Origin of the sequence: Streptomyces sp. NBC_00775, assembly GCF_036347135.1 — a bacterium.
GTDB classification, from domain to species: domain Bacteria; phylum Actinomycetota; class Actinomycetes; order Streptomycetales; family Streptomycetaceae; genus Streptomyces; species Streptomyces lutosisoli.
On the sequence record NZ_CP108938.1, the window covers coordinates 5,868,276 to 5,894,692 of the forward strand.

A 26,417-nucleotide genomic window follows, 5' to 3' on the forward strand; every position below is an offset into this window, starting at 1 on the left:
CTAAAAGGGGCGCGGGGAACTGCGCAATCTTTTGCACCAGCCCCCATCCACCCGCAGCCAAAGAACCCACCCCCCGGAGTCGAAGGCGGCGGGGGCGAGAGAAGGCTGGGTGGGGCGGAGTCAGGTGTATGTCACGAATACGTGCTGCTTGGGTCGGAAGGGTCGCGGGGCACTACCCAGGGGCCACTACCCTGGAGTGGTGACGATTCGCCTGTACGACACCAGCGCCCGGCAGATCCGTGACTTCACCCCGCTCGTGCCGGGTTGTGTCTCGATCTACCTGTGTGGCGCCACCGTGCAGGCCGCACCCCACATCGGGCACATCCGCTCGGGGCTGAACTTCGACATCATGCGCCGCTGGTTCGAGCACCGCGGGTACGACGTCACGTTCATCCGCAACGTGACCGACATCGACGACAAGATCATCACCAAGTCGGCCGAGCAGGGCCGCCCTTGGTGGTCGATCGGGTACGAGAACGAGCGGGCCTTCAACGACGGGTACTCCGTGCTCGGCTGCCTGCCGCCCTCCTACGAGCCGCGCGCCACCGGCCACATCACCGAGATGGTCGAGATGATGCGCGGGCTCATCGAGCGCGGGCACGCGTACGAGGCCGACGGGAACGTCTACTTCGACGTACGGTCCTTCCCCGAATACCTCCGGCTGTCCAACCAGGAGCTGGACAACCTGCTCCAGCCCTCCGGCGAGGGCGAGACCGGCAAGCGGGACTCGCGCGACTTCGCCATGTGGAAGGCCGCCAAGCCCGGTGAGCCCAGCTGGGAGACGCCGTGGGGGCGGGGGCGTCCCGGCTGGCATCTCGAGTGCTCCGCCATGGCCCACAAGTACCTGGGCTCCGCGTTCGACATCCACGGCGGCGGGCTCGACCTGATCTTCCCGCACCACGAGAACGAGATCGCCCAGGCCAAGGCCTACGGCGACGAGTTCGCCAAGTACTGGGTGCACAACGCCTGGGTCACCATGAGCGGCGAGAAGATGTCGAAGTCCCTCGGGAACTCGGTCCTCGTCAGCGAGATGGTCAAGCACTGGCGGCCCATCGTGCTGCGCTACTACCTCGGCACCCCGCACTACCGCTCGATGATCGAGTACAGCGAAGACGCCCTGCGCGAGGCCGAGTCGGCGTTCGCGCGTATCGAGGGCTTCGTGCAGCGCGTGGTCGAGAAGGCGGGGGGCGTCGTCGAGCCCGCCGCCGAGGTGCCGCCCGCCTTCGCCGAGGCCATGGACGACGACCTGGGTGTGCCGCAGGCGCTCGCCATCGTGCACACCACCGTGCGGCAGGGGAACTCCGCCCTCGCCGCCGACGACAAGGAAGCCGCCGTGGCACGGCTGGCCGAGGTGCGGGCCATGCTCGGCATCCTCGGGCTCGACCCGCTCGACCCGCAGTGGGTCGGCGAGGGCGACCGCGGCGAGGACCTGCACGGCGTTGTCGACACCCTCGTCCGGATGGTCCTCGACCAGCGCGAGGCCGCCCGGACCCGCAAGGACTGGGCGACCGCGGACGCCATCCGCGACCAGCTCAACCAGTCGGGCCTGGTCATCGAGGACGGTCCGCAGGGGCCGCGCTGGACGCTCGGCCCACGCTGAGCGCCCGCTGCGTCGGCTCCGGCCGACCCCCCGTCGACCCCCGTCGACCTTGATCGATTGTGCCGCCCGGGCCTCCGGGCGGCACACTTCATAGACGTACGCATTTTGAAGAGCGTCAGCTCTCCTCAGTAGAGCGCCAGCTCTCACACACAGACAGGTAGGTCATGGCCGCTAACAACCGCCGCATGTCCGGCAAGAAGGGCGCGCAGGTCGGCAGTGGCGGCCAGCGACGCCGGGGCCTTGAAGGCAAGGGCCCGACCCCGCCCGCCGAGATGCGCAAGGGGCACAAGAAGAACCGCATCGCGGGCGCCAAGGCGAAGCAGGCCGTGCGCCGCCCCGCGCCCAAGGGGCGCGGCGGCAAGGGCACGTCCGAGATGGTCGTCGGGCGCAACTCCGTCGTCGAGGCGCTGCGCGAGGGCGTGCCCGCGTCGATGCTGTACGTCCAGCAGTTCATCGACAACGACGAGCGGGTGCGTGAAGCCCTTCAGCTCGTGGGTGAGCGCGGCGGCATCCACCTCATGGAGGCGCCGCGTCCCGAGCTCGACCGCATGACCAATGGGCTCAACCACCAGGGTCTCGTCCTCCAGGTCCCGCCGTACGAGTACGCGCACCCGGAGGACCTCGTCGCCGCCGCGTTCGACGAGGGCCAGGACCCGCTGATCGTCGCCCTCGACGGGGTGACCGACCCGCGCAACCTCGGTGCCGTCGTCCGCTCCGTCTCCGCCTTCGGCGGCCACGGCGTCGTCGTGCCCGAGCGCCGCGCGGCCGGCATGACCGCCGGCGCCTGGAAGACGTCCGCCGGCGCCGCGGCCCGTACGCCCGTCGCCCGCGCCTCGAACCTGACGCGCGCCCTGGAGGCGTACAAGAAGGCGGGTCTCGTGGTGGTCGGTCTCGCCGCCGACGGTGAGGCCCAGATCGGTGAGCTGGAGGCCCTCGGGGGTCCCGTCGTCATCGTCGTCGGCAGCGAGGGCAAGGGGCTGTCGCGGCTCGTCGGCGAGACCTGTGACTTCCGCGTGCGGATTCCGATGCCGGGCGGCACGGAGTCGCTGAATGCCGGTGTGGCGGCGGGAGTTGTGCTGTACGAGGCGGCGCGGCGACGCGCCTGAGCATGACGACCGCGCACCTGAACACATGTGTGCGTAGTCACCCCCGTGGGGTAATCGGGATGTTCGGGATGACCTTGACGCGGTCCGGACAGATCGGCGCGGTCAAAGCAGTGTCCTAAACACACATCACTCGGTTAGATGAGTGTGGACACCAGAACACCCCGCACACCCACGGGGGACCGCTCGTCGGGATTCGACGACGCTCCCGCGCTGAGCATGGTGAAGGTGCCGAGCGATCCGGCGCAGGTCATCGTCAATCATGCGAGCTTCCGCGTGCAGCTAGGAGTCGCGTCGCGGAGCCAATCCCCGCGTGTCGCACGGCACTTGAGTGCCGGCGACGACACCGCGCGGATCCCCGTCGTCGGTACGGCGGGCAGAGCGGGCGCGGCCGGTCCGGCCGCCGGGGCCCGCCGCCGCGCCCCCGTCGTCTGGAGCGGGAAGTCCGCGCCGGACGACACCGGCGCCCACCGGCTGCTCCAGGCCGTGCGGAGCACGAGCCTGCGCCACGGCTCCGCCGACCCGGCGGGCGACGCCGGCGCGACCCAGGTCATCCCGCGCATCGACGAACACGGCGGCTACGACCGCGATCTGACCGTCGAGACGGTCGAGACGCCCCTCGTCGGCAGCCAGCGCAGTCACGACTCCGGCGAGCCCCGGCTGCTGCCGCACATGCGCACCGTGGACAGCGCCTACGACGAACCCCGGTACGCGGGCGGCGAGTTCGAGGACGACGCGTACGCGTACGAGGGCGACGACGGCGACGACGGCGACGAGCGCGACGCACGGGCCAAGCGGCACGGCGCCGACCCCGTCCGGCACGCGTACTACCCCGGCCGCCGTATGAACCTCGGCGTGGTGCTGCTCCCGCTGCGCGTCTTCCTCGGGTTCATCTCCATCTACGCCGGCATGGGCAAGCTCTGCGACCCCGTCTACTTCGACGGCGGCAAGCGCGGCTCCATGGTGAAGTGGCTGAACACGCTGCACCCCTGGGAAGTCGCCGAGCCGCTGCGGCAGTTCGCGCTCCAGCACCCCGTCGGCTCCGGGCTCGTCATCGCCTTCCTCCAGGTCATCGTGGGCGTCCTCACGGTGCTCGGGCTGTGGCAGCGGGTCGCCGCCGTCGTCGGCGCGATGCTGTCGGCGGCGCTCATCGTGACCGTCAGCTGGAAGACGGTGCCCGTGTACGACGCGCCGGACATCATCTACCTCGCCGCCTGGTCCCCGCTGATCATCGCGGGCGCCCCCGTCTACTCCGTCGACGGACGCCTCGCGAGCGAGGCCTGGCGGAACCTCGGGCCGCGCGCCGACATCTGGGAACTGCGGCACCGAGTGCTGCGCCGCGGCGCGCTCGTCACGACCGTCGCCGTCGGCCTCACCCTGCTCATCGGCTCGCTCCTCGGCGGCGCCGTCCGCGACGCCGACCGAATCGTCGTGCCGGGGCCCGGCGAGGCTCCGCGCAACGAACTGCCCGGGTCCCCGCTTCCCGAGACGCCCGGCAAGCGGCAGCACAAGGCCACGCCGTCGGCCTCCGAGTCGCCCACCCAGGGCAGCTCCTCGTCGCCGTCAGGGGCGGCCACCACGCCGGGGGCGGTCCATGAGACCGGCACGGTCAGCAGTGGGCCCAGCCAGACGCAGGGCAGCGGGCAGGCTCCGCCTCAGCAGTCGTCGCCGGTGAATCAGGCGCCGAGTACCAGTGCGGGGCCGACGTCCGGTGGGGGTACGTCGAGTGGCGGCTCCACCGGTGGGTCTCCGAGCGGCGGTACCGGTGGGTCCACGGGGCAGCCGGGGCTTGTGGGTGGTCTTCTCGGGTGACCCCCGCTAGACGGACGATTGCGCAGTTCCCCGCGCCCCTTTTAGGGGCGCGGGGAACTGCGCAATCTTTTGCACCAGCCCCCACCCACCCGCAGCCAAACAATCAACCCCAAGGGACGCGGCCTCAGCGGCCCAGCGCCGCCAGTTCCTTCGCCGCCTCCGTGAGGTCCTTCGCCGTGTCGATGGCGCGCCAGTACGCGCCCTGCGGGAGCGAGAAGCCGGCCAGGCGGCGCTCGCGGGCCAGGTGCGGGAACGTGGTGCGCTCGTGGTCGCCGCGCTCGGGGAGCAGGTCGGCGAACTCGGCGGAGAAGACGTAGACGCCCGCGTTGATCTCGTACGTGGTCGGCGGGGACTCGATGAAGTCCGTCACGCGCCCGAAGTCGTCCGTCTCGACGGCGCCCCACGGGATGCGGGGACGGGCGAGGGCGAGGGTCGCCACGGCGTCGCGCTCGGTGTGGAAGTCCGCCATGTCGCGCAGCGAGAAACGGGTCCAGATGTCGCCGTTCGTCGCGTACCAGGGCTGGTCCGGGTGCGGGAGGTGCGCGGCGGCGTACTTGAGGCCGCCGCCGCGGCCGAGGGGCTCCGTCTCGACGACCGTCGTGACGTTGACGGGGAGGTCGGCGGAGTCCAGCCACTTCTGCAGGACCTCGGCGAGGTGGCCGCAGGAGACGACGACGTCGGTCACGCCCTCTTCGGCGAGCCAGGTCAACTGGTGGCCGATGATCGGGGTCCCGGTGCCGGGGATCTCGACCATCGGCTTGGGCCGGTCGTCGGTGTACGGGCGCAGCCGGGAGCCCTGGCCACCGGCCAGCACAACGGCTTGAACGGGGCGCGACGCGGCGTTCGGATCGGTCATGACCGAACTGTACGTGGCGCCCCGCTCGCGGCTTCTGGCGGCAACCGTTCCTTAATCAGCCGTTACCTGACGGACCGGAATCAGCCCTTTTGTGGCGGTGGGAGGTAAGCGGCTCAGAAGTGCGTGGCCGCGACCCCCGAGGCGAAGGACGTGTCACAGACGGGGCGTGCGAAGGACTGGGCGCGCGTGGGGCCGTACGCGCGGACCGCGGCGCGGCCCAGGGCCCGGGCGATGGAGACGCAGTGCTTCGCGAGCGAGGGGCGCCCGTTCACCGCCTCCTGGAGGTGGGTGAGCGCGACGCCCGGGTTCTTCTCCTGGAGCTCCAGCAGGAGCTTGTCGCGCAGGACGTCCTGGGGGGCCCGGGAGACGGCTCGGGTGGAGACATCCGACGAGGTCGCTTCGGACGCGGTGAGCACCGAGTTCGAGGGGTTCCCCGACCAGTTGACTCGGGTGACCGCGAGGGTCCCGGAGAGCACCAGGACGACAGGCAGAACGAAGGCGAGGGTGCGGCCGACCCGGCGGGCGGGGCCGCGGCCACGCCGGGTCTGTTGGTTAGTGGTGGAGTGCTTCACGCGAGTGAGGGTAGCGCGGGGTGATGATTTGGCGACATTTAGTAATCAGTTCGGGGGATACGGGAACGGTTTTTGTGGGGTAGCGCGTTGACGTACACGTATCGAAATGACCGGCTTGCCGGGGTATTTGTCGACAACGAAGAGGGCCCCGCAGCAGGCTGCGGGGCCCTCTTCGTCAACTTGGGTGAATTCCACCCTTACGGGGTGTCGAACCCCACCGATTGGCTCGGGCGCCCCGGGCGCCCGGGGCCTCAGTCGGAGAGGCGCTCGCCCGTGGAGGTCGAGAACACGTGGATCTCGCCCGGACGCGGCACGACGTGCAGCGTGGCGCCCTTGTCCGGGACCGCGCGGCCGCTGACGCGGACGACGAGGTCCTTGAGCTCGTCGCCGACCTTGGCGGAGCCGTAGACGTAGCCGTCGGCGCCGAGCTCCTCGACGACGTTCACGGAGACCGCGAGACCGGCCGGGGCGTCCTCGGTGTCCTTCGACAGCGACTTGGCCGCCTCGCCGTTGTGCTCGACGATGTCGAAGTGCTCGGGACGGACGCCGACGGTGACCGTGCGGTCGCCCTTGTCGGCGGCGGCCTTGAGCGCCTCACGGTTGACCGGGACGACCGAGTTGCCGAACTTCACGCCGCCGTCGGTGATCGGGACCTCGATCAGGTTCATGGCCGGGGAGCCGATGAAGCCGGCCACGAAGAGGTTCTTGGGGCGGTCGTACATGTTGCGCGGCGAGTCGACCTGCTGGAGCAGACCGTCCTTGAGTACGGCCACACGGTCGCCCATGGTCATGGCCTCGACCTGGTCGTGGGTGACGTACACGGTGGTGATGCCGAGGCGGCGCTGCAGCGAGGCGATCTGCGTACGGGTGGAGACACGGAGCTTGGCGTCGAGGTTCGACAGCGGCTCGTCCATGAGGAACACCTGGGGCTCACGCACGATGGCGCGACCCATGGCGACACGCTGGCGCTGACCGCCGGACAGGGCCTTCGGCTTGCGGCCCAGGTAGTCGGTGAGGTCGAGGATCTTCGCCGCGTCCTCGACCTTCTGGCGGATCTCGGCCTTGTTGACGCCGGCGATCTTGAGCGCGAAGCCCATGTTGTCGGCGACCGTCATGTGCGGGTAGAGCGCGTAGTTCTGGAACACCATGGCGATGTCCCGGTCCTTGGGCGGCAGATGCGTGACGTCGCGGTCACCGATGCGGATGGCGCCGGCGTTCACGTCCTCGAGCCCCGCGAGCATGCGGAGCGAGGTGGACTTGCCGCAGCCGGAGGGACCGACGAGGACGAGGAACTCGCCGTCCTCGATGTCGATCTCCAGAGCATCGACGGCGGGCTTCTCGGTGCCCGGGTATATCCGGGTCGCCTTGTCGAACGAAACAGTGGCCATGGTGAGGGGCCCCCTTCACCGGCAGGAACGTGCCGGACGATCCGAGTAAAGGTGGTGATCCGCTACGGAAGGTTCCCCAGCGGTGATGCGTGGTGTAGTCCACAAGAGTGAACTGGGTCAGGACGGTACCTGCCGTTCACTCGGTCTGTCAGTACCCGAGGCCCTGTGAACTTCGCGGAAATTTTCGACAGGGGCCCGCTGTGACGTGGGTACACTGCTCGGGCACGTATGCGGCGGGTGCACCACGCGCGCGTGTGCAGGCCTCCTTAGCTCAGTCCGGCCAGAGCAACGCACTTGTAATGCGTAGGTCGTCGGTTCGAATCCGACAGGAGGCTCCATGAACTACCTGGACACGCCCCCGCGATCTGCGGGGGCCCCAGGATCTCCATGACGGTTCGGGGTCTCGTCCAACGGCCAGAGGGCCGTGCGCGGCACGTTGTGCGCCTCCTTCGCTCCGGCGACTTCCTGTGGTGCCGATCAGGCCGAGATGAGTGTGCTTGACGCAGGCTGGCGCCAGATTTCGAACGCGGAGATCCCACCATCCCCTGGAGGGGGATATTCCAGGGGTTCATCAAGAAAAAATGGTCGGGAAGGCGGTCGCGTCGAATCAAGCGCGAGGCGGTTTTCGTGTGACGGAATCATTCTTGTTTCCGAGGCGCTCCGGAGATGTGTGGACGGAGCGCTGCCGATGGCGGGACACGCTCTGGCGAGGCGGTCGGGTCAGCGTGATCTGACGGACCAATTGCTGGAAGCAGGTCAGGGACGCGAGGGCCGGTACGACGCCTGCGGCTACACCGATGAAGGTCCTGTCGGCGTCGGCCACGCAAAACACCATGGCGACGGAGGAAAACAGCAGAACTACGTACCACGAGTGCACAGCCCGGTGTTGGTGCAGGGCGGCTCGCAGGATGGAGAGCGAGGCCACCATCCAGGGGCCGTAGACCAGGAGAGGCCACCAGGGGCCCGTGCCGCTCTGCGTAGCGGACGCGATGTGCCGCAGAGGCGTGTAGGCCACCATGCCACCGAAGACGCTCACCATCGAAACGATGACGGCAGCGAATGCGGCGATCACGAAGCTGACGGTCTGCAGCCATGTGAAGCGGGGTTTGCGGACCCGCACCTTCCGATGTCCGGTCGAGGAACGCCGGAGGGGCGGCAACTCGGCAGTGATCTGTACCAGGTTGTCCATCGAGTCACTGGCGAAGCCGTCGCCGCACGACGGCTCGCCGCGAGGTGGCGGCACGGTGGCCTCATGCTCCGCCGTCGCGGCATCCTGTAGGAGGTAGGTGAGTTCCTCGACCGGGTCCCAGCCCTGTTCGTACAGGGCGTCGACAGAATTGCTGTGCCGGCCCGTACTTGTCCCGATGGGGTATTCGGGATGTTTTTCATATCGGGCGAAGGGGAGATCTGTATATTCGTTATTCATGGAAATTCCGCCCCGTCACGCGAGGGTCGCGCAGTGGCCGGAGCGCGCCTGGTCGTTCCACCGCTGGCTGAGTTCCTCCTGAACTACGTCCAGCGCCTTCAGGAAATCACCGAACAGCGACTCGGTGACCCGCAGTTCGACCCGTGCGCCATCTCCGTGCAAAGTGCTGCAGGCGTCAGGGGATGAGTACGCGGCGGCAGGCGTGTAGGTGTATCGCCCGACTGTCACGGCACGGGACGCGACCACCCTCCTCGCCGTCGTTCCGGAGAGGGCTAGGCCAAGAGGGGTTGCTTTCGTCATATTCCGCTAACGCTGCTCCCCTCCTTCAGATGTGAGGCAAAAGAGTGAGCGCGTAATTCGAAGGAAGTATTCACGAAAGCGTCTTTAATTAAACGAAGCTGATGGGTTCCCGCTCCTCAGGGGGTCGCGCCGAGGGCGGCCAGTGCCCCGTCCGTGAGCCGGTACACCGTCCACTCGTCCTGCGCCCGCGCGCCCAGCGACTCGTAGAAGTCGATCGACGGGCGGTTCCAGTTCAGGACGGACCACTCCAGGCGCTGGTATCCGCGCTCCACGCAGATCCGGGCCAGCTCCGTCAGCAGCGCCTTGCCGTGGCCGGCGCCGCGGGCCTCGGGGCGTACGTACAGGTCCTCCAGGTAGATGCCATGGACGCCGCGCCAGGTAGAGAAGTTCAGGAACCACAGGGCGAAGCCGGCCGGCTCGCCCGTCGTGTCGTCCACCGCGATGTGCGCGTACGCGGCTGGGTGCGCGCCGAAGAGCGCCTCGCGCAGTTGCTCCGGGGTCGCCTTCGCCTCCTCCAGGGCCTTCTCGTATTCGGCCAGTTCACGGACCAGGGCGTGGATGACGGGGATGTCGTCGGGGGTCGCGGTGCGAATCATGGGGGGAGGCTAGCTGTGGGTGTCGCGCAGGCGCCGCCCGATTTCGAGGTGGTCCGGGACCAGGGGGCGGCCGTCCTCGATCTCCCAGAGGGAGTTCTGCAGGACGCGGCCGAGGGTCCAGGCGCGGGCCCGCTGCCGGTCGAGGCCCAGTACGTCTGTCATCGCGTCGAAGCGCCAGTGGATCTCGTCGGCGTCGAAGCGGTTGTCCAGGGCGGGGAAGAGTTCGAAACCGGGGTCGCCCGCCAGGGGTTTGGGATCGATGGCGAGCCAGGGCTCGCGGTCTGCGGCGAGGACGTTGTCGTAGTGGAGGTCCCAGTGCAGGAGGCGGTCGCCGGGTTCGGCCGCCACCTCGCGTACGGCCGCCGCGCAGTCCTCGATCAGCCGGCGGTCCGAGGGGTCGGGGATGCGCCGCAGGGCCCGGGGGACCCGGTCCAGCATCGCCGCCGTGAGGTCGCCGAGCCGTCGCAGTCCCTCGGGGGCCGGTGCCGCCGTCAGCCGGGCCAGCAGCCGTGCGATGACCAGGGCCGCCTCCCGCGAGTCCGGCAGGTACGTCAGCATCCGCGCGGCGTCCAGCCGTTCGAGCAGCAGGGTGCCCGTGTCGTCGTCGTACTCCAGCAGCCGTACGGCCCCGTCGCCGTCCCACTCCCTCAGGGCGACCGGTTCTCCGGCGCACTCCTCGTCCGGGAACTGGAGCTTGAGCGCGGCGCGGCTCCCGTCGGACCGGACCACGGGAAGCACGAGCGCGCACATGCCGTACATCGAGGGCCCTTCGATCCGCAGCCCCCACCGCTCCAGGAACTCCGCCGCCAGCGCCGGCAGCCCGGCGATGAAGTCCCGTCCCGCCGCCCCGTTGTACTTGAACTGTGTGGCCGCCAGCTCATCCGGAATGTCGATCACGTGCGGGACACTAAGGGCGTGCGGGAATCGAGTCATGCGAATTAGCCGGGGCTTCCACAGGGTGTGGACGTACATGCGCGGTGCCCCCGGTACGTACGTCTGGCTGGGGATCCTCTTCGTCACCACGGTGGCTGTGCACCAGATGTCGCCGGAGTTCGAGGAGCAGTTCCTGCGGCAGCGGTCCACCAACATCCATGAGCTGTCGAACAATCCGGTGCGGGTGCTGATCTCCAGTGCGATGTGGATCGATGGCGGGCACTGGTTGCCGTATGCCGTGCTGTACAGCGTTTTCCATGCGCCGGCGGAGCGCTGGCTGGGTACCGCGCGGTGGCTGGCCGTCTGTGTGGCCGCGCATGTCCTGGCGACGCTGATCAGTGAGGGGGCGCTGCTGCTCGCGATCCGGCACGGGGTGGCTCCGCACTCGGCGGTCAACACTCTGGACGTCGGGGTGAGTTACGCGCTGGCGGGGGTGATCGCGATCCTGACGTACCGGATCGCGGCGCCCTGGCGGTATCCGTATCTGGCGGTGGTTCTCGCCGTCTACGGGCTGCCGATGTTCTCCAGCCCCACCTTCACCGATTTCGGGCATTTCATCTCGGTGGTGATCGGTCTGGCGTGCTATCCGCTGGTCAGAGGCCGTGGAAAAGCATGGAATCCGAAGGAGACAGTGGCCGCTCCGAGGGGTTAACGTCCCGGCCATGAGCAGCAGCACGGTCAATGGCGGCATCTCCTTCTGGTACGCGGACGACGGCCTTCCCGAGACGCGGGAGCCCCTGCCCGGTGACGCGTCCGCCGACGTCGTCATCGTCGGCGGCGGCTACACGGGACTGTGGACCGCGTACTACCTGAAGAAGGCGGCCCCCTTTCTCCGTATCACCGTCCTGGAGCAGAAGTTCTGCGGCTATGGGGCCTCGGGGCGGAACGGCGGGTGGCTGTACAACGGGATCGCGGGGCGCGACCGGTACGCGAAGCTGCACGGCAAGGAGGCGGCCGTCCGTCTTCAGCAGGCGATGAACGAGACGGTCGACGAGGTGGTGCGGGTCGCCGCCGAGGAGGGTATCGACGCCGATGTCCATCAGGGCGGCGTCCTCGAAGTCGCGTACACCCCCGCCCAGTTGGCGCGGCTCAAGGACTCCCACGCGCACGAGCTGTCGTACGGCGAGAAGGACCGTGAGCTGTACGGCGCGAAGGAGACCGCCGAGCGGATCCGGGTCGCGGACGCGGTGGGCTCGACCTGGACTCCGCACGGGGCGCGGCTGCACCCGGTGAAGCTCGTCAAGGGGCTCGCCGCGGCCGTCGAGGCGCTCGGCGTGACCATTCACGAGCAGACGCCGGTCACGGAGATCCGGCCGAAGCACGCGGTGACGCCGTACGGGACCGTCCGCGCGCCGTACATCCTGCGCTGCACGGAGGGCTTCACCGCGGGCCTCAAGGGCCAGAAGCGCACCTGGCTGCCCATGAACTCGTCGATGATCGCGACCGAGCCGCTGACCGCGGAGCAGTGGGAGACCATCGGCTGGGAGGGGCGCGAGACGCTCGGCGACATGGCGCACGCGTACATGTACGCGCAGCGCACCGCCGACGACCGCATCGCGCTCGGCGGCCGAGGGGTCCCGTACCGCTTCGGCTCGCGCATCGACAACGACGGCCGTACGCAGGACGCGACCATCGAGGCACTGTACGAGATCCTGGTGCGCTTCTTCCCGTCCCTGACCGGGGTGGAGGTGGCGCACGCCTGGTCGGGTGTCCTCGGCGTGCCGCGCGACTGGTGCGCCACGGTGACGCTGGACCGCTCCACGGGCCTCGGCTGGGCCGGCGGCTATGTCGGCTCCGGCGTCGCCACCACCAACCTCGCCGCGCGCACGCTCCGCGACCTGGTCCAGCAGGACTCCGGCCAGTCCGGCGCGACGGACCTGACCGGCCTCCCGTGGGTCAACCACAAGGTCCGCAAGTGGGAGCCGGAGCCCTTCCGCTGGATCGGCGTGCACGGCATGTACGCGACGTACCGCACCGCCGACCGCCGCGAACTGACCACGCACAGCGCGGAGTCGTCGCGACTGGCCCGGGTGGCGGACCGGGTGGCCGGGCGGCACTGACAGCTGCGGCGCCGGGTGGCCCCGGCGCCGGGGTCAGATCACCGGCTCGGGTACGGGTGTGCCCGCGGGCGCGCGCTTGGGGGGCTTCGCCGTGACCATCAGGCCCGCGACCAGGCCGGCCAGGAGCATGATGCCGACGGCCCACCAGATGGCGACGGTGTAGCCGTGGACGATGCCCTCCTTCGTGATCAGGGCCTGCTGGGCGGGGTCGTGGAGGTGGGCGGCGATGTACGCCGCGCTGCTGGTGGTGGCGATGGTGTTCAGGAGGGACGTGCCGATCGAACCTCCCACCTGCTGCGAGGTGTTGACGGTCGCGGAGGTGACGCCGGCGTCCTGCGGAGCGACTCCGGCGGTGGCGGTGGCGAAGACCGGCATGAAGGTCAGGCCCATACCGAGGCCCATCAGGACCATGCCGGGCAGGATGTGGCTCGCGTACGCGGAGTGGGCCGTGAGCTGGGTGAAGACCAGCATTCCGGAGGCCGCGAGGACCATGCCGGGGACCATCAGCATGCGGGGCGCCACGCGGCTCATCAGCCGGGCCGAGATCTGCGTCGAGCCGGTGATGATCGCGGCCGTCAGGGGCAGGTAGGCCATGCCCGTCTTCACGGGCGAGTAGCCGAGGACGACCTGGAGGTAGTAGGTCAGGAAGAGGAACATCCCGAACATGCCCATGACGGCGAGGGCCATCGTCAGGAAGCAGCCCGCGCGGTTGCGGTCCTTGACGATGTGCAGGGGGAGGAGGGGGCTCGGGGCCCTGTTCTGCCACCACACGAAGATCGTGAGCAGCACGACGCCCACACCGAGCAGGGCCAGGACCAGCGGGTCCGTCCAGCCGCGCGGCTCGGCCTCGCTGAACCCGTAGACGATCGCGACGAGTCCGCCGCAGCCCAGCGCCGCGCCGGGTACGTCGAGCCGGACATCCTTGTGGCCCGGGTGGGCGCGCAGCAGTGCCGACGCGCCGAAGACCGCGATGATCGCGATGGGGATGTTGACGTACAGACACCAGCGCCAGTTCAGGTACTCCGTCAGCAGCCCGCCCGCGATGAAGCCGATGGCCGAACCGCTGCCCGCCAGCGCGCCGTAGACGCCGAAGGCCTTTCCGCGCTCCTTCGGGTCGGTGAACGTGGTGGTCAGCAGGCTGAGCGCGGAGGGGGCCAGTACGGCGGCGAACGCGCCCTGGAGCGCGCGGGCGCCGAAGAGCATGCCGGGGCTGGTGGCCGCGCCGCCCAGCGCGGAAGCGGCGGCGAAGCCGATCAGACCGAAGATGAAGGTGCGCTTGCGGCCGACCAGGTCCGCGATCCGGCCGCCGAGCAGCAGGAGGCCGCCGAAGGCCAGCGTGTATGCCGTGATCACCCACTGGCGGTTGCCGTCCGACATGCCCAGATCGCGCTGTGCGGAAGGGAGCGCGATGTTCACGATGGTCGCGTCCAGGACGACCATCAGCTGCGCGAGGGCGATGATCACCAGACCCCACCAGCGGCGGGGGTCGGCGCCTTCGGGAGCCCCGGGTTCACCTGTTCGGGTGACGCTCACGTGGTCAGAAGACCATGAATCGGGATGTATCGCATCTTCGGTTCCGAGGCGTATCGCGTCTTCGGCTCCCTGGCGTATCAGGTCTTCGGCTCCCTGGCTTGTCGCACCTTCGGTTCCATGGCTGGTCATGGCTCCAGCACCACCTTTCCGATCGTGCCTCGGGTTTCCAGCGCCCGGTGGGCGGCGGCGGCCTCGGTGAGCGGGAAGCGGGTCACGGCCGGGGTGAGGCGGCCGGCGGCCGCTTCGGCGAGGGCGCGCAGTTCCAGGGTGCGTACGGGACTGGGGCCGCCCGCCTTCCGCAGCATCACGGGGCCGAGCACCTGTTCGGTGACGCCCTCGACGATCAGCGGCTCTCCGCCCTGGATGCCCTTGCCGGACCAACCGAAGACGAGGTGTCGGCCGCCGGGGCCCAGGAGGCCGACGGCCGCGCGGGCGACATCGCCGCCGACGCCGTCGAAGACGACCGTGGCCGTGCGTGGGCCGAGGTGGGCGCGGACCTGTTCCGGCCAGGTGGTGTCCTTGTAGTCGACGGCCAGGTCCGCGCCGTTCTCGCGCACCAGGGCCACCTTCTCCGGGCCGCCGGCGAGGCCGATCACGGTGGCGCCCGCGTGCCGCGCGTACTGCACGAGCAGGGTGCCGATGCCACCCGCGGCGGCGAGGACGACGGCCACGGAACCGGGGCCGAGCTCGGCGAACTGCACGATCCCCATGGCCGTACGGCCTGTTCCGATCATGGCGACGGCCTGGGCGAAGTCCAGGTTCTCGGGGATCTCGTGGAGGCGGTCGACATCGGTGACGGCCAGTTCGGCGTAGCCCCCGGGCGCGAAGCCGAGGTGGGCGACGACGCGTTTGCCGAGCCAGAGCGCGGCGACGCCCTCGCCGAGGGACTCGACGGTTCCGGCGACCTCGCGGCCGGGGATCGTCGGCAGCGAAGTGGGTGCGGGGGCCGGGCCCTGCATGCCTTCGCGCAGGGCCGCGTCCAGGAGGTGGACGCCCGCCGCGGCCACGGCGATACGGACCTGGCCGGGGCCCGGCTCGGGATCCTCGGTCTTCTCGTGCGTGAGGTTCTCGGCCGGGCCGAAGGCGTGCAGGCGGATCGCTTGCATGGGTGGGCTCCCCTGGGGTTCGCGGAAGTTCGCGACGGTTCGTAGAAGGTCCACTTTTCAACCTCAAGCATGCTTGAGGTCAAGGCGTTCGCGGATCCTGAAGGCCAGGGCGACCGCTTCCAGCGCGCTGTTGAAGGAGACCTCCGAGAGCACGCCGGGCGCGGCGACCTGGTCGCCCGCCAGATAGACGCCGTCGCCGCGGTCGATGGAGGGCCGGTCGCGCCAGCTGGTGCCGGGCAGATCGACCGCGCCCGTACGGCCGCCCGCGACCGCCTCGCGCCGCCAGGTGACGCGCTCGCGCCAGCCCTCGAAGGCGAGGTCGAGGAGGCGCTCGGCGCGGACGGCGCCGGCGGCTCGGGACTCGTGCGGGGCGATCGGGATCTGGCCCTGGATGAGCTGTTCCCCGGCCGGGGCGAGGGTGCGGTCCTGCGCGGTGAACCTCTCGATCCAGCCGGGCGCGTCCAGGTCGGAGACGGCGAACGCGTCGCCGCGGCGGGTGCGGACCGCCAGGTCGATGAGGGCGGTGCGGCCGCTGGTCCAGGTCAGCGAGTCGTCCCTGAGGAGGCGGCGGGCGGAGGCGAGGGAGGTGGCGACGATGACGGGACCCCGGTCGACGGGGAGGGCGTCGATCCGGGCCAGGGTCTCCATGCGCACGCCGAGATTCCATGCCCGGGCGGCCATCCGGTCGATGACACTCGCCCAGCCGCCCCTCGGGTAGTGGGCCTCCGGGGGCAGCCTCGTGGCGCGGCGCAGCCGTTCCTGCACGAACGCCGCGGAGAGGGAACCGGGGTCGTGGTGGAAGAGGGCGACGGCGGAGTAGTGCGCGGCGGCCCGGGCGCCTTCCTCTCCCGCCTGTTCGGTGGCCCAGGTCAGGAAGTCGGCGTCCACGGGGGCCTGTTGGGAGGTCCGGCGCAGCAGCTTGAGCATGGAGAAGGGCGGGGTGCGGCGCAGGGTGCCCTTGTGGTGCAGCCGCAGCCGGGCGGCTTCCAGGGGCGGGACCGGGGCGAGCGGTCCGATCAGGTCCCGCTGCTTGAGCCAGGTCCAGTGCGGGCCGCCGCTGTAGAGGGCGTGGGGGCCTTCGTTGGTCTTGTACGGGCCTTCGGCGGTCCGCGCCCGCCCGCCGAGGGTGTGGTGGGCTTCGTACACGGTGACCTTGGCACCGGCTTCGGCGGCGGTGATCGCTGCGGTGAGGCCGGCGAAGCCGCCGCCGATGACGGTGAGGTGGTGCATGGCTGGGTCTCCCTCGGGTTGGGTCGCCTTTCTGTGAGTACGACTGGTTGAGGGCACTGGAATGTGACATCGGGGCCGGATTCTTTTTGTCTTTGCAGGTCAGGGGGATTGTCAGTGGGGGCGTGCAGGATGGGGGCATGGTGAGGCGAGCGGGCGGTGGCGGCGGCGGTGGGGCCGGTGGGGTCGGCGGGGCTGGGGTGAAGGCGGCGCGGCGGCCGGAGGTGCGGCTGCCGGCGCTGGAGTCGTACGACGGGTTCGGGCTGGAGCCGGACGGGGATTACGACGGGCTGGAGTTCCGGGAGGTGGACTTCGTCGGGCAGGACGGCGGGGGCGCCCGCTTCATGGACTGCGCGCTGACGGGGTGCGCGCTGGACGAGACGCGGCTGCACCATGCGCGCGTCCTGGACTCGGTCCTGACGGGCATACGGGGTGTGGGCACCGATCTCGCCGAGTCGACGCTGCGTGATGTCGAGCTGGTGGACGCCCGGCTGGGCGGGGTGCAGTTGCACGGCTCCGTGCTGGAGCGTGTCCTGGTCCGCGGCGGCAAGATCGACTATCTGAACCTGCGCAAGGCCCGGCTCAAGGACGTCGTCTTCGAGGGGTGTGTCCTTGTCGAGCCGGACTTCGGGGGTGCCCGCCTGGAGCGTGTCGAGTTCGTGGACTGCGTCCTCAAGGGGGCGGACTTCACGTCGGCGACGCTTACGGACGTGGATCTGCGCGGGGCGGCGGAGCTGGACGTCGCGCGGGGGGTGGACCGGCTGGCGGGGGCGGTGATCAGTGCGGGGCAACTGCTGGATCTGGCGCCGGTGTTGGCCGCGTCTATGGGGATTCGGGTGGAGGGTGGTGGCGGAGAGGGCTGATTCGGGTTTCGCCGCCGTTGTGGGGGCGCGCGGTGTGGGGGCGCGCGGTGTGGTGCGTGGGGCAGGGCCGGGTCGGGGGTATCCGTCCTCGGTCTGGCGCGGAATCGGTTGGGTTTTAAGGGGGCGGCGTTGACGCGCCATCCGCTGCGGGCGGACACCCCCGACCCGGCCCCTCGGCGCCGTCAGCGGCCGCCGGTGCGTGGGGGTGTGCGTTCCGCCCCCCGTACTCGGTTCCTTGGCGCCGTCGGCGGTTGGCGGTGGGGGGTGTGCGTCCCCCCGTCCGCACCCGGTGCCTTGGCGCTGTCAGCGGCTGGCGGTGTGTGGGGGGTGTGCGTTCTTGTTCTGGCTTCGCTCTCCTCCGGACGGTCCTAGGAGAGTCTGGGGAAGCGGGCCTCCAGTGTCCAGATCGCCGGGTTGTCGCGGAGCGGCTCGTGCAGGTCGGTGAGGTCGGCGAGGAGGTCGTGGAGGAAGTCGCGGGCCTCTCGGCGGAGTTCGGAGTGGGAGAAGGTCAGCGGTTCCTCGTCGCGGTGCATCCAGTCGGCCTCGATGTCCACCCAGCCGAAGCGGCGCTCGAAGAGCATGCGGTCGGTGGATTCGGTGAAGTCGAGCTCCGCGTGCTGGGGGCGGGAGGCGCGGCTGCCGCGCGGGTCCTGGTCGAGTTGCTCCACGATGTCGCACAGCGCCCACGCGAAGTCGAGAACCGGTACCCATCCCCAGGCTGTGGACAGCTCCCGGTCCGCCTTGGTGTCGGCGAGGTAGACGTCGCCGCAGAACAGGTCGTGGCGGAGTGCGTGGACGTCCGCCCGGCGGTAGTCCGTCTGGGGCGGGTCCGGGAAGCGGTTGGAGAGGGCGTAGCCGATGTCGAGCACGTATGTGATGGTGTCATGCCCTCGTAGAATCATGGGTGTGCCCCGATCTTCCGCCACCGTCCCCTTTGCCCTGGCGCTCGCCGTCGTCCTGACCGCGTGCGGTGGAGGGGGCGTGCACGGGAAACCCGGCGCGTCCGGTGTCCGTGATCCGTACTTTCCGAAGATGGGCAACGGGGGGTACGACGTCAGTCACTACGGGCTGACACTGTCGTACGACCCGCGCCGCAAGCATCTCGACGGTACGGCTGAGATCACGGCTCGGGCCACGCAGAACCTCAGTGCTTTCCACCTCGATCTCAAGGGGCTGGACGTCGAGAGCGTCACCGTCGAGGGCAAGGCGGCCCGGTGGAACCGGGACGGCCAGGAGCTGACCGTGCGCCCGCACGACGACCTCGACAAGGGGGAGACGTTCCGGGCGACGGTCCGGTACTCGGGCCCGCCCGAGACGATCACCGACCCGGACACCTCGGAGGAGGGCTGGCTGCGCACGGCCGACGGCGCGGTGGGGCTGGGGGAGCCGACGGGTTCGATGGCGTGGTTCCCCGGCAACCACCACCCCTCAGACAAGGCGTCGTACGACATCAGGATCACCGTTCCGGAGGGGCTCAAGGCCGTTTCCAATGGTGAGTTGATGAGTGAGACGACCGCCAAGGGGCGTCGGACTTTTGACTGGCACGCCGCCGAACCGATGGCGAGCTATGTCGCGACGCTTGCGATCGGCAAGTACGACATCACCCGCTCGACTACGAAGAACGGGCTGCCGGTGTACGTCGCCGTGGACCCGACGCAGGTGAAGGCCAGCAAGAAGGTGCTCGCCCAGATCCCCGAGATCATGGACTGGGAGGAGTACAACTTCGGCCCGTACCCCTTCTCCTCGACCGGCGCGATCGTGGACCGCGGCGACGACGCGGGCTATGCCCTGGAGAGCCAGACCCGGCCCTTCTTCCCCGGCGCCCCCGACACCGAGACCCTCGTCCACGAACTGGCCCACCAGTGGTACGGCGACTCGGTGACGCCCGAGTCCTGGCGGGACATGTGGCTCAACGAGGGCTTCGCCACGTACGCGGAGTGGCTGTGGCAGGAGGACCACGACGGCGACACGGCCGACGAGATCTTCAACTCCCTCTACAAGGGCGACTATTACGACGACCCCGCCGACAATGAGGCCGTTTGGGCCTTTCCCCCGGCGAAGCCCTCCAGCGCGGCGCACATCTCCGACAGCCCGGTCTACGAGCGCGGTGCGATGGTCCTCCACAAGATCCGCCAGGCCGTCGGCGACGACACGTTCTACGACATCATCCAGGGCTGGGCCGCCACCCACCGCCACGGCAACGCGGACACCGACGACTTCACGGCGTACGTCGAGAAGAAGGCGCCCGACAAGGACTTCGCGGAGATCTGGAAGGACTGGCTGTACGGGGAGGGGAAGCCGGACCACCCGTGAGGAGGAGGGGTGGCCCGGCTTGGTCGTGACGGGTGTGCCGTAGCGGCTAGTTCACGTTGACCGCGGTCCAGGCCGAGGCGACGGCCTGGTACTCGGCGCTGCTCGCGCCGTACAGGTCGCTCGCCGCCTTGAGGGTGGCGACGCGGGCGCCCGCGTAGTCCGTGGAGGACGTGAAGTACGTGGTCAGGGCCTTGTACCAGATCTGGTCGGCCTTGGCGCGGCCGATGCCGGTGACCGTGGAGCCGTTGTACGTGGGCGAGTTGTAGCTGACGCCGTTGATGGTCTTCGCGCCGCTGCCCTCGCTCAGCAGGTAGAAGAAGTGGTTGGCGACGCCCGAGGAGTAGTGCACATCGAGGCGGCCGACCGTGCGGGACCAGTAGTCGGCGGAGCCGCCGTCCTTGCTGGGCTTGTCCATGTAGCGCAGCGGGGTGCCGTCGCCGTTGATGTCGATCTTCTCGCCGATGAGGTAGTCGCCCACGTCGGAGGAGTTGTTCGCGTAGAACTCGACCGAGGTGCCGAAGATATCGGAGGTCGCCTCGTTGAGACCGCCGGACTCGCGGGTGTACTTCAGCCCGGCGGTGGCGGCGGTCAGGCCGTGGCTCATCTCGTGCCCGGCGACGTCGAGCGAGGTCAGCGGGTGGGTGTTGCTGATGCCGTCGCCGTACGTCATGCAGAAGCAGCTGTCGGACCAGAAGGCGTTGACGTACGCGCTGCCGTAGTGGACGCGGGAGTAGGCGGCCTTGCCGTCGCCGGCGATGCCGTTGCGGTTGAACGCGGACTTGTAGAAGTCCCAGGTCACGGCGGCGCCGTAGGCGGCGTCGACGGCCGCGGTCTGGCGGTTGGCGGGGGTGCCGTCGCCCCAGCTGTCGTCCGCGTCGTGGAAGAGGGTGCCCGTGCCGGTCGTACCGCCGTTGAGGTCGTACGTCTTGTGGCCGCCGCGGCCTCCGTCGGTCAGGTCGTAGCCGCCGGAGGTGGAGGCGGTGCTGCCGACGGTGACGGTGCCGCTGTACTCGCTGGTGCCCGTGCCGGTGTCGATGGCCTCGTAGCCGTACAGCTTCTTGCCGGTGGCGGCGTCGGTGATGACGTGCAGCTCGCTCGGGGTGCCGTCCTTCTGTACGCCCTTGACGACGGACTCGTACGCGAGGACCGGCTTGGCCGGGACGGCCCAGACGATCTTGCGGGTGGTGGTGGAGGTGGTCTTCGCGGCGGACTTCTCGGAACTTGCCGCGCTCAGGGCGGACTTCTTCGCGGCGGACGCGGATACGGCGGCCGCGGTGGACGCGACGGATATCCGGGCCTTGGCCGCCTTGTCCACGCCTTTGAGGTGGCCGCTCTTCGTCACATGCGTGACCAGGTCGCCGCCGAGGACGGGCAGTCCGGCGTACGTCCGCTCGTAGCGGGTGTGGACGGTGCCGTTCGCGTCCTTGACGACATCCCGGACGACGAGCTTCTCCTGGGCGCCGAGCCCGAGCTCCCCGGCGGTCGAAACGGCGTCGGCCTGGGCCGACTTGATGGCCGCCACGCGGGCCGACGCGCTCAGCGGCAGGGCGGTCGCCCCGCTGGTGTGCTCCGGGGCGGCGGTGGCCGACCCGTTCTGCACGGCGAGCACGACCATCGCGGCGGACGCGGCGAGGGCGGCGGCACGCAGTGCGGTCTTGCGCGGGGTGTGCGCGGCACGGGAGTGCAGTCTCACTCGAACTCCTTCAGACAAGCCACAGATGAGCCACAACGGACTCACAGGCGTGGGGCATGAGGGTGGGGCCTGAGGGGAAGTGCGAGGAGAGGGTGACACCTGACACCCCCTGTTTGACAGGGGGCGGTCAACTTTTTACATGTTCGTATCCGAAAGCCGTGCGCTCGGCTCCGCTATGCGGGCGGCCGGAATGTATCCAACTCGGCGAGCAGCAGGCCGATCCACGGGTCGGGGTCGGCCGGGTCGGGATGGCGGGCGAGGGCGAGAGGGAGGAGGGTGAGACGCGCGCGGTGCAAGCTGTCGGGGGCGACGGTGGGACGGGGGGACTGGCCATCGCGCCTCTTCGGGCGGATGCGGTCGAGCGCATGGCATCGAGGCTGGGTGTCTGCCACGCTTGCCTCCCGGCTGAAGGGTGACTCCTGTCAGGGGTTCCGATGACACGGCGACGAACGTCCGATTGGCGCGAGGCTCGGTTCAGGCAACTGCACGCGTATGTCAGCCAGTTGGTTGCCCCCCTCATCACCAAGTCTCTTGAGGAGCAGTCCGGCGACATCGCGGTTCCCGGTCTCCCGCTGCTCACCCGCCGGGGCTGGATCCCGCGCAGACCGCTCCCGCTGGACCAGGTTCAGCTGAACTACTCCGCGCCCCGCGCCGACACCTTCGACGCGGCCAAGCGGCTGCTGGCGCCCTACTGGCCGGCCGTCGAGGGGATGCGCGTCCCCACGTACTCCGCCGCCGTGCTCCAGTTCGCGAAGCCGCCCATGTTCTTCGACGCTCCGTCGTTCCGCCTGCTCGGCCTTGATCCGACGGCCTCGGAACGGACGGGCCGTTCGACCGCCCTCCAGTTCACCATGGGGTCGTACTACGACTGGATCGACACGGGCGAGGCGCTCGGTTACGAGGCCGCCAAGCGCTATGCGGAGTCCGGCGGTGCCTCGATCATCGGCCCCTACCGTGAGTCCCTTAGGGGGCCCTTCGACTTCGCCGGCCGGTGTGCGACGCCCGGCATCAACACGCTCACCATCCGTGCGTCACGGCGCCGTTCGTTCTTCTATCTGCACCGGCGCACCTCGGTGGCCACCGCCCGTGGCACCGTCCACGTGGTCCCGGCGGGCGAGTTCCAGCCCTCCGGCGGTGACACCGAGGGACACGCCGTGGGAGGAGCCGACCTCGACGTGCGGTCCACGATCATCCGGGAGTACATGGAGGAGATCCTCGGACGCCCCGACGTGATCAATCCGACGGAGCACGTCACACCGGTCGACTTCATGTCCGACCCGGAGTACGCCGCCGTGGAGTCGGCTCTGCGCGGGGGCGGTGCCCAGTGCCACTACCTGGGAACCGGGCTCTACCCGCTCACGTGGAAGCCCGAGATCCTCATGGTGTGCGTCTTCGACGAGCGGCTCTTCGACCGGGTTTTCGCGGAGATGTTCAACTCGGTGCAAGAAGGCGACCTTGAGGGCCCGGGCGGCCGGCTGCTGGACGAGGACGACCGTCTCCCGGGCACGATCCACTTCCTCTTCGGCCCCAGGAAACGCCCTTATCAGGGACTGCCCTTCGACGAGGAAACCGTCGCGAGCTACGCGAACGACCCGACCACCCTGCCCGCGGCACGGGCCTGTCTGAAGCTGGCCTGGCAGCATCGGGGACACCTGAACATCCCGACGGCCCGAACCTGAAGGAGAACCCATGGCGGACGCTTCGGCTTCGCACCGACCCGGCTGGCTGCTCTGCGACTTCGCCGGTGTGCTCGGCCTGCATCAGCCGGAGGAACTGCGGCAGCGGATGGCCGCGGTCGCGCACGCCGAGTTCGGGCCCTTCTGGGAGGCCTACTGGGCCGAACGCCAGGCGTACGACGCCGGCGACCTCTCCCGCGGGGACTACTGGAAGCGGGTCGGGGCCCGGATCGACGCCGACTGGCCCGAGGCCCTGATCGTTACCCTGGACGAACTCGACGTCGAGAGCTGGCTGTTCCCCAACCAGGAGACGCTGCGGGTGGTCGCGGAGATGAGGGCGGCGGGCACGCGGCTGGCCGTGCTGTCCAACGCCCCCCTCTCCCTGGGCGCCGCCCTGCGCGCGCTGGCCTGGCTGGAGCCGTTCGACCAGGTGATCTGCAGCAGCGAGATCCGTGCCGCGAAGCCCGATCCGGCCGCCTATCTGACGGCGCTGGAGATCCTGGGGGCCACCGCGGACGAGGTCGTCTTCGTGGACGACCGCCAGGTCAATGTCGAGGGCGCAGCGGTCCTCGGAATCCGGTCCGTGCTCTTCTCCGACGCGGCCCGGCTCCGCCGCGATCTGCTCGGCTGACCGGCCAGGGAAACGGATGGTCGGGCAGATGCTGGTACGACGCGCTCTGCCAGGCCGGGGAGCCGGCCAGCAGCCGGGGGTCGCGCCGCAGTCCTTGCGGAAGCGCCGTACGTTCCAGACAGGCCGCCGACAGGAGCTGGTCCGTCGTCAGCCCCTGGCTGTTGTACAGGTTGACGTCCTGGAGCCAGGCCCCGGTCAGTTCCGCGCCGGAGAACCAGGCTCCGTGCTGTGTCGCGTGGTCCATCCGGCAGCCGGTCAGTACGGCCCCGGTGAAGTGGGTGTCGTACAGCGTGGCCTCGTCGAGCTTGGCCGCGGCAAGACGCGCCTTCTGCAGCTTCGTTTCCCGCAGGGTCGCGTCACTCAGCCAGGCCTCGGACAGATCCACGCCCTGGAGATCGGCCCGGGTGAGATCGGCGCCGCCCAGCCAGACACCCCTGAGGTCGGCGCCGGGCATCCGCGCGTCGGTCAGCCGGGCGCCGCACAGGTCGGCCTGTGAGAGCCGGGGACCGTGCCCGTCCTGGTCGGACAGCAGCTCCAGTCCGGTGAGATCGGCGCGGCGCAGGTCCATGGGGTTCTTCTCGTCCCGCAAGGGCCTGCGGGCCAGCACGGTCATGGCGGCGGCGACGTCCTCTCGTACCGGCGAAGGAGGCCTGCCGGGGCGGACGGGGGACTCGCTGCGGACGAACGCCGCCAGGATCTGGACGACGGTCTCGTGGTCACGCGGTGACTCCCGCATCACATGTTCCAGTGCGAAGATCCCGCCCAGCCGCTCCACGAGACTCCCGGAGGACAGCGCGGTCGTGGCCCTGGCGAAGCGGTCGGTCACCTGACCGCGGCGGGACAGGTAGTACGTACGGACCGAGTAGGCCAGCCCGGTCAGTCCGGCGGCGCCTCCCACGGCGACGAGCAGCGTGCGGCGCACGTCGTCGATGGCCCGTGGCCGCTCCCGCGCCGGCAGGTCGCGCACTGTGTCGCCCGCGATCTGCCAGGCGGCCGGGCCCAGCAGAAACAGACATACGCCGATGATCACGGCGATCACGAGCGCGTACCGCGTGACGGGGAGCGAGAGGACGTGCCTCAACGCTCGTGGTCCCCACGCTCGTGGCCCCGACGCTCGTAGCCTCCACCCGGAACCGCTGCCCATGAAGGCATGACACCGCAAGTTCCGTCGCTTTGGCCAGAGTTGGGGGGTTCGGACATTCGGCCGTCCGCGCTGCCCGTGCCCGGGGCGGTGAGGAAGCGGGCACGGGCAGGGGGTTGGGTGGGGCGGGGAGGGTCAGGAGTCGTCTGCGGTGGGTGTGGGGCGGGGGCCGCCGAAGCCGTGTTCCGAGAGGTCGAACCAGTTGCCCTCCGGGTCCATGGCCCGGTACTCGGCGAAGGGGCGGTTGGTGAAGCGTTCGGCCGGTTCGGGGGTGCCCGCTTCGGTGAGGGCCTCGGACGTGGCCGCCGTATCCGCTATGTGGAAGCCGAAGTGGTTCATGCCCACCGGGGTGTCACCGTCCAGCTGGTGCTTGATGAGGGCCAGGGAGAGATGGCCGTCGGAGAGGAAGCAGCTTCCGTCGGGGTCTCGGTGGAAGAGCTCCATGGCGAAGACCGAGGTGTAGAAGTCGGCCAGCTTCTCGGGGTCGCGGGCGACGATGGCGAGGTGGCGGAGTTTCGGGCGGGCCGACCGGGCGTCGGTGGGCTCCGGTACGGGAGTTTCCTGTACGGGGGATTCCTGCACGGCGGCCGGCTCCTTCGGGGTGGCTGGGATCATGTTGTGGAACGCGACGATCTGCCAGCCGTCCGGGGCGGTTCGCTCGACCACCGCCAGGGCGTGTGTCGTGGCCAGGGGTGCGCCGTCGGCGGTGAGGATCGTGGACTCGGCCTCCACCGTCGCCAGGTCCGGGCGCAGGTGGCGGACAGCAACCACCCGGGCTTCCAGGCGTGTTGAGGCGTACTGGGTACGGAAGAGACGGTCGTGGCCCGCCGCTATGCCTGCCCGGCCGGGCGGCTTGTCCCCTCGTACGGTCGTGAAGTCGCAGTCCGGGGAGAAGTTCGAGGCGAAGCGGGTGGCGTCGCCCGCCGCCCAGCCGAGGGCCATGTTCTCCCAGAGGGCGTGGATCATCCGGGTGTCGCTGGTCGTCACGGCGGTCACACCCCCACGGTGGTTCGGGTCCGGACGCGCAAGGGCAGTTCGGTGCAGTGCATGTCCTCGGGGGCGTCGGCCGGGGGAGGGGCCCAGGCCGCCAGCGCGTGGTAGAAGACGTCGGCCCGGCGCTCCAGGTAGCAGATGACGTTGATGGGCCAGGCCGTGCGGCTGAAGACGTGGTGGTCCATGGGGGTCGGGCGCTCGCTGAGGACGAACCGGCGCTCCTGCGGCGGGCCCAGGCGGTGCCAGTCGGGGTGCATGTGGATGGAGCCGAGGAGGTCCAGGCCCAGGGCGTCGGCTTCCTTGGAGGCCTTGAGGAGGTCGCGGGAGTCGATCCACCAGGCCCGGTGCTCGTTCTCGTACGCCGGTCCGAAGCGGGGCACGATCGTCTCGCTGAACTCGCGGCGGGCCGCCGGGTCCGAGGTGCGGGCGTTGCGGCCGAAGGCGACGCGGTGGATGTGCAGGGTGCCCCGGCCGGCGTTGCCGAGGAGGAGCGCGAAGCAGGGGAGGGGGGCTTCGGGGGTGATGAGCTGGTACTCGGTGACGGCCGCGGTGAGGAAGTCGTCGAGTGCGTGGTCGTCCATCAGGACGGTGGGGG

At 69.8% G+C, this 26,417-nt stretch carries 25 protein-coding genes and 1 tRNA gene; 10 read left to right on the forward strand and 16 right to left on the reverse strand.

All coding sequences use genetic code 11. The annotated features are described in order from the left end of the window. Positions 1-199 precede the first annotated feature (199 nt). The 3 genes from cysS (at position 200) to OIC96_RS26235 (ending at position 4,515) form a co-directional block, all read left to right on the forward strand. Entirely contained in the window at positions 200-1,600 is a 1,401-nt protein-coding gene (gene cysS, locus OIC96_RS26225; protein WP_330305500.1) for a cysteine--tRNA ligase, read from the forward strand. A gap of 164 nt (positions 1,601-1,764) precedes the next feature. Then, positions 1,765-2,706: a 23S rRNA (guanosine(2251)-2'-O)-methyltransferase RlmB gene (gene rlmB / locus OIC96_RS26230; RefSeq protein ID WP_330305499.1), complete on the forward strand. Its 942-nt coding sequence runs from the start codon at positions 1,765-1,767 to the stop codon at positions 2,704-2,706. A gap of 138 nt (positions 2,707-2,844) precedes the next feature. Beyond that, positions 2,845-4,515 carry a DoxX family protein gene (locus OIC96_RS26235; protein WP_330305498.1) on the forward strand — a complete coding sequence of 557 codons (1,671 nt, stop codon included), beginning with the start codon at positions 2,845-2,847 and terminating at the stop codon, positions 4,513-4,515. A gap of 124 nt (positions 4,516-4,639) precedes the next feature. Here OIC96_RS26235 and OIC96_RS26240 read toward each other — a convergent pair whose 3' ends face one another. From OIC96_RS26240 to OIC96_RS26250, 3 genes are all read right to left on the reverse strand, one after another. Next, the gene (locus tag OIC96_RS26240; protein WP_330305497.1) at positions 4,640-5,371 is read right to left on the reverse strand and encodes a nucleotidyltransferase family protein; all 732 of its coding nucleotides are present in this window, start codon (positions 5,369-5,371) and stop codon (positions 4,640-4,642) included. A 113-nt stretch (positions 5,372-5,484) separates the two neighbouring features. Beyond that, entirely contained in the window at positions 5,485-5,943 is a 459-nt protein-coding gene (locus OIC96_RS26245; protein WP_330305496.1) for a hypothetical protein, read from the reverse strand. A gap of 251 nt (positions 5,944-6,194) precedes the next feature. Beyond that, on the reverse strand, positions 6,195-7,331 hold the full coding sequence (locus tag OIC96_RS26250; protein WP_330305495.1) for an ABC transporter ATP-binding protein: 1,137 nt from the start codon (positions 7,329-7,331) through the stop codon (positions 6,195-6,197). A 260-nt stretch (positions 7,332-7,591) separates the two neighbouring features. Between OIC96_RS26250 and OIC96_RS26255 the strand changes: the two genes are divergently transcribed. After that, a tRNA-Thr gene (locus OIC96_RS26255) sits at positions 7,592-7,669 on the forward strand. A 269-nt stretch (positions 7,670-7,938) separates the two neighbouring features. On the opposite strand, the gene OIC96_RS26260 is transcribed toward OIC96_RS26255, so the two are convergent. The 4 genes from OIC96_RS26260 to OIC96_RS26275 form a co-directional block, all read right to left on the reverse strand. Then, positions 7,939-8,757, reverse strand: coding sequence for a DUF2637 domain-containing protein (locus OIC96_RS26260; protein WP_330305494.1), 819 nt, complete (start codon positions 8,755-8,757; stop codon positions 7,939-7,941). Between the two features lie 15 nt (positions 8,758-8,772). Then, positions 8,773-8,985 (reverse strand): hypothetical protein, encoded by a 213-nt coding sequence (locus OIC96_RS26265; RefSeq protein WP_330305493.1) that lies wholly within the window; start codon positions 8,983-8,985, stop codon positions 8,773-8,775. A gap of 188 nt (positions 8,986-9,173) precedes the next feature. Then, positions 9,174-9,653, reverse strand: coding sequence for a GNAT family N-acetyltransferase (locus OIC96_RS26270; RefSeq protein WP_330305492.1), 480 nt, complete (start codon positions 9,651-9,653; stop codon positions 9,174-9,176). A gap of 9 nt (positions 9,654-9,662) precedes the next feature. Beyond that, a complete protein-coding gene (locus tag OIC96_RS26275; protein WP_381264481.1) occupies positions 9,663-10,586 on the reverse strand; it encodes an aminoglycoside phosphotransferase family protein in 924 nt (307 codons plus the stop codon). Between OIC96_RS26275 and OIC96_RS26280 the strand changes: the two genes are divergently transcribed. Beyond that, positions 10,585-11,238, forward strand: coding sequence for a rhomboid-like protein (locus tag OIC96_RS26280; RefSeq protein WP_330305490.1), 654 nt, complete (start codon positions 10,585-10,587; stop codon positions 11,236-11,238). The genes OIC96_RS26275 and OIC96_RS26280 overlap by 2 nt on opposite strands. Positions 11,239-11,248: 10 nt before the next feature. After that, positions 11,249-12,646 carry an NAD(P)/FAD-dependent oxidoreductase gene (locus tag OIC96_RS26285; RefSeq protein ID WP_330305489.1) on the forward strand — a complete coding sequence of 466 codons (1,398 nt, stop codon included), beginning with the start codon at positions 11,249-11,251 and terminating at the stop codon, positions 12,644-12,646. Between the two features lie 33 nt (positions 12,647-12,679). Here the strand turns inward: OIC96_RS26285 and OIC96_RS26290 are convergent, their stop codons facing one another. The 3 genes from OIC96_RS26290 to OIC96_RS26300 all read right to left on the reverse strand — a co-directional run bounded on the left by OIC96_RS26290 (position 12,680) and on the right by OIC96_RS26300 (position 16,515). Next, positions 12,680-14,179: an MFS transporter gene (locus OIC96_RS26290; protein WP_406501761.1), complete on the reverse strand. Its 1,500-nt coding sequence runs from the start codon at positions 14,177-14,179 to the stop codon at positions 12,680-12,682. A gap of 125 nt (positions 14,180-14,304) precedes the next feature. Then, positions 14,305-15,285 carry a zinc-binding dehydrogenase gene (locus OIC96_RS26295; protein ID WP_330305488.1) on the reverse strand — a complete coding sequence of 327 codons (981 nt, stop codon included), beginning with the start codon at positions 15,283-15,285 and terminating at the stop codon, positions 14,305-14,307. Between the two features lie 63 nt (positions 15,286-15,348). Then, positions 15,349-16,515, reverse strand: a complete 1,167-nt coding sequence (locus tag OIC96_RS26300) for an NAD(P)-binding protein (RefSeq protein WP_330305487.1) — start codon at positions 16,513-16,515, stop codon at positions 15,349-15,351. Between the two features lie 137 nt (positions 16,516-16,652). Between OIC96_RS26300 and OIC96_RS26305 the strand changes: the two genes are divergently transcribed. After that, positions 16,653-17,375 (forward strand): pentapeptide repeat-containing protein, encoded by a 723-nt coding sequence (locus OIC96_RS26305; RefSeq protein ID WP_330305486.1) that lies wholly within the window; start codon positions 16,653-16,655, stop codon positions 17,373-17,375. 368 nt (positions 17,376-17,743) lie between these two features. Here OIC96_RS26305 and OIC96_RS26310 read toward each other — a convergent pair whose 3' ends face one another. Next, positions 17,744-18,244 (reverse strand): hypothetical protein, encoded by a 501-nt coding sequence (locus tag OIC96_RS26310; RefSeq protein WP_330305485.1) that lies wholly within the window; start codon positions 18,242-18,244, stop codon positions 17,744-17,746. Positions 18,245-18,275: 31 nt separating this feature from the next. On the opposite strand from OIC96_RS26310, the gene OIC96_RS26315 reads away from it, so the two are divergent. Further along, the gene (locus tag OIC96_RS26315) at positions 18,276-19,688 is read left to right on the forward strand and encodes a M1 family metallopeptidase (RefSeq protein ID WP_330305484.1); all 1,413 of its coding nucleotides are present in this window, start codon (positions 18,276-18,278) and stop codon (positions 19,686-19,688) included. 46 nt (positions 19,689-19,734) lie between these two features. Here the strand turns inward: OIC96_RS26315 and OIC96_RS26320 are convergent, their stop codons facing one another. Together OIC96_RS26320 and OIC96_RS26325 are read right to left on the reverse strand one after the other, a co-directional pair. After that, positions 19,735-21,303, reverse strand: a complete 1,569-nt coding sequence (locus OIC96_RS26320) for a M4 family metallopeptidase (RefSeq protein WP_330310170.1) — start codon at positions 21,301-21,303, stop codon at positions 19,735-19,737. A gap of 251 nt (positions 21,304-21,554) precedes the next feature. Next, positions 21,555-21,773 (reverse strand): hypothetical protein, encoded by a 219-nt coding sequence (locus tag OIC96_RS26325; RefSeq protein ID WP_330305483.1) that lies wholly within the window; start codon positions 21,771-21,773, stop codon positions 21,555-21,557. 42 nt (positions 21,774-21,815) lie between these two features. Between OIC96_RS26325 and OIC96_RS26330 the strand changes: the two genes are divergently transcribed. Next, positions 21,816-23,060, forward strand: coding sequence for a hypothetical protein (locus OIC96_RS26330; protein ID WP_330305482.1), 1,245 nt, complete (start codon positions 21,816-21,818; stop codon positions 23,058-23,060). Between the two features lie 10 nt (positions 23,061-23,070). Next, entirely contained in the window at positions 23,071-23,688 is a 618-nt protein-coding gene (locus OIC96_RS26335; protein WP_330305481.1) for an HAD-IA family hydrolase, read from the forward strand. Here OIC96_RS26335 and OIC96_RS26340 read toward each other — a convergent pair. The 3 genes from OIC96_RS26340 to OIC96_RS26350 form a co-directional block, all read right to left on the reverse strand. Continuing rightward, a complete protein-coding gene (locus tag OIC96_RS26340; RefSeq protein ID WP_330305480.1) occupies positions 23,603-24,769 on the reverse strand; it encodes a pentapeptide repeat-containing protein in 1,167 nt (388 codons plus the stop codon). The genes OIC96_RS26335 and OIC96_RS26340 overlap by 86 nt on opposite strands. 195 nt (positions 24,770-24,964) lie before the next feature. Continuing rightward, complete coding sequence (locus OIC96_RS26345; RefSeq protein WP_330305479.1) at positions 24,965-25,825, reverse strand: SgcJ/EcaC family oxidoreductase; 861 nt, start codon at positions 25,823-25,825, stop codon at positions 24,965-24,967. Continuing rightward, positions 25,822-26,403 carry a hypothetical protein gene (locus OIC96_RS26350; protein ID WP_330305478.1) on the reverse strand — a complete coding sequence of 194 codons (582 nt, stop codon included), beginning with the start codon at positions 26,401-26,403 and terminating at the stop codon, positions 25,822-25,824. The genes OIC96_RS26345 and OIC96_RS26350 overlap by 4 nt, the downstream gene beginning before the upstream one ends. Between the last annotated feature and the right edge of the window lie 14 nt (positions 26,404-26,417).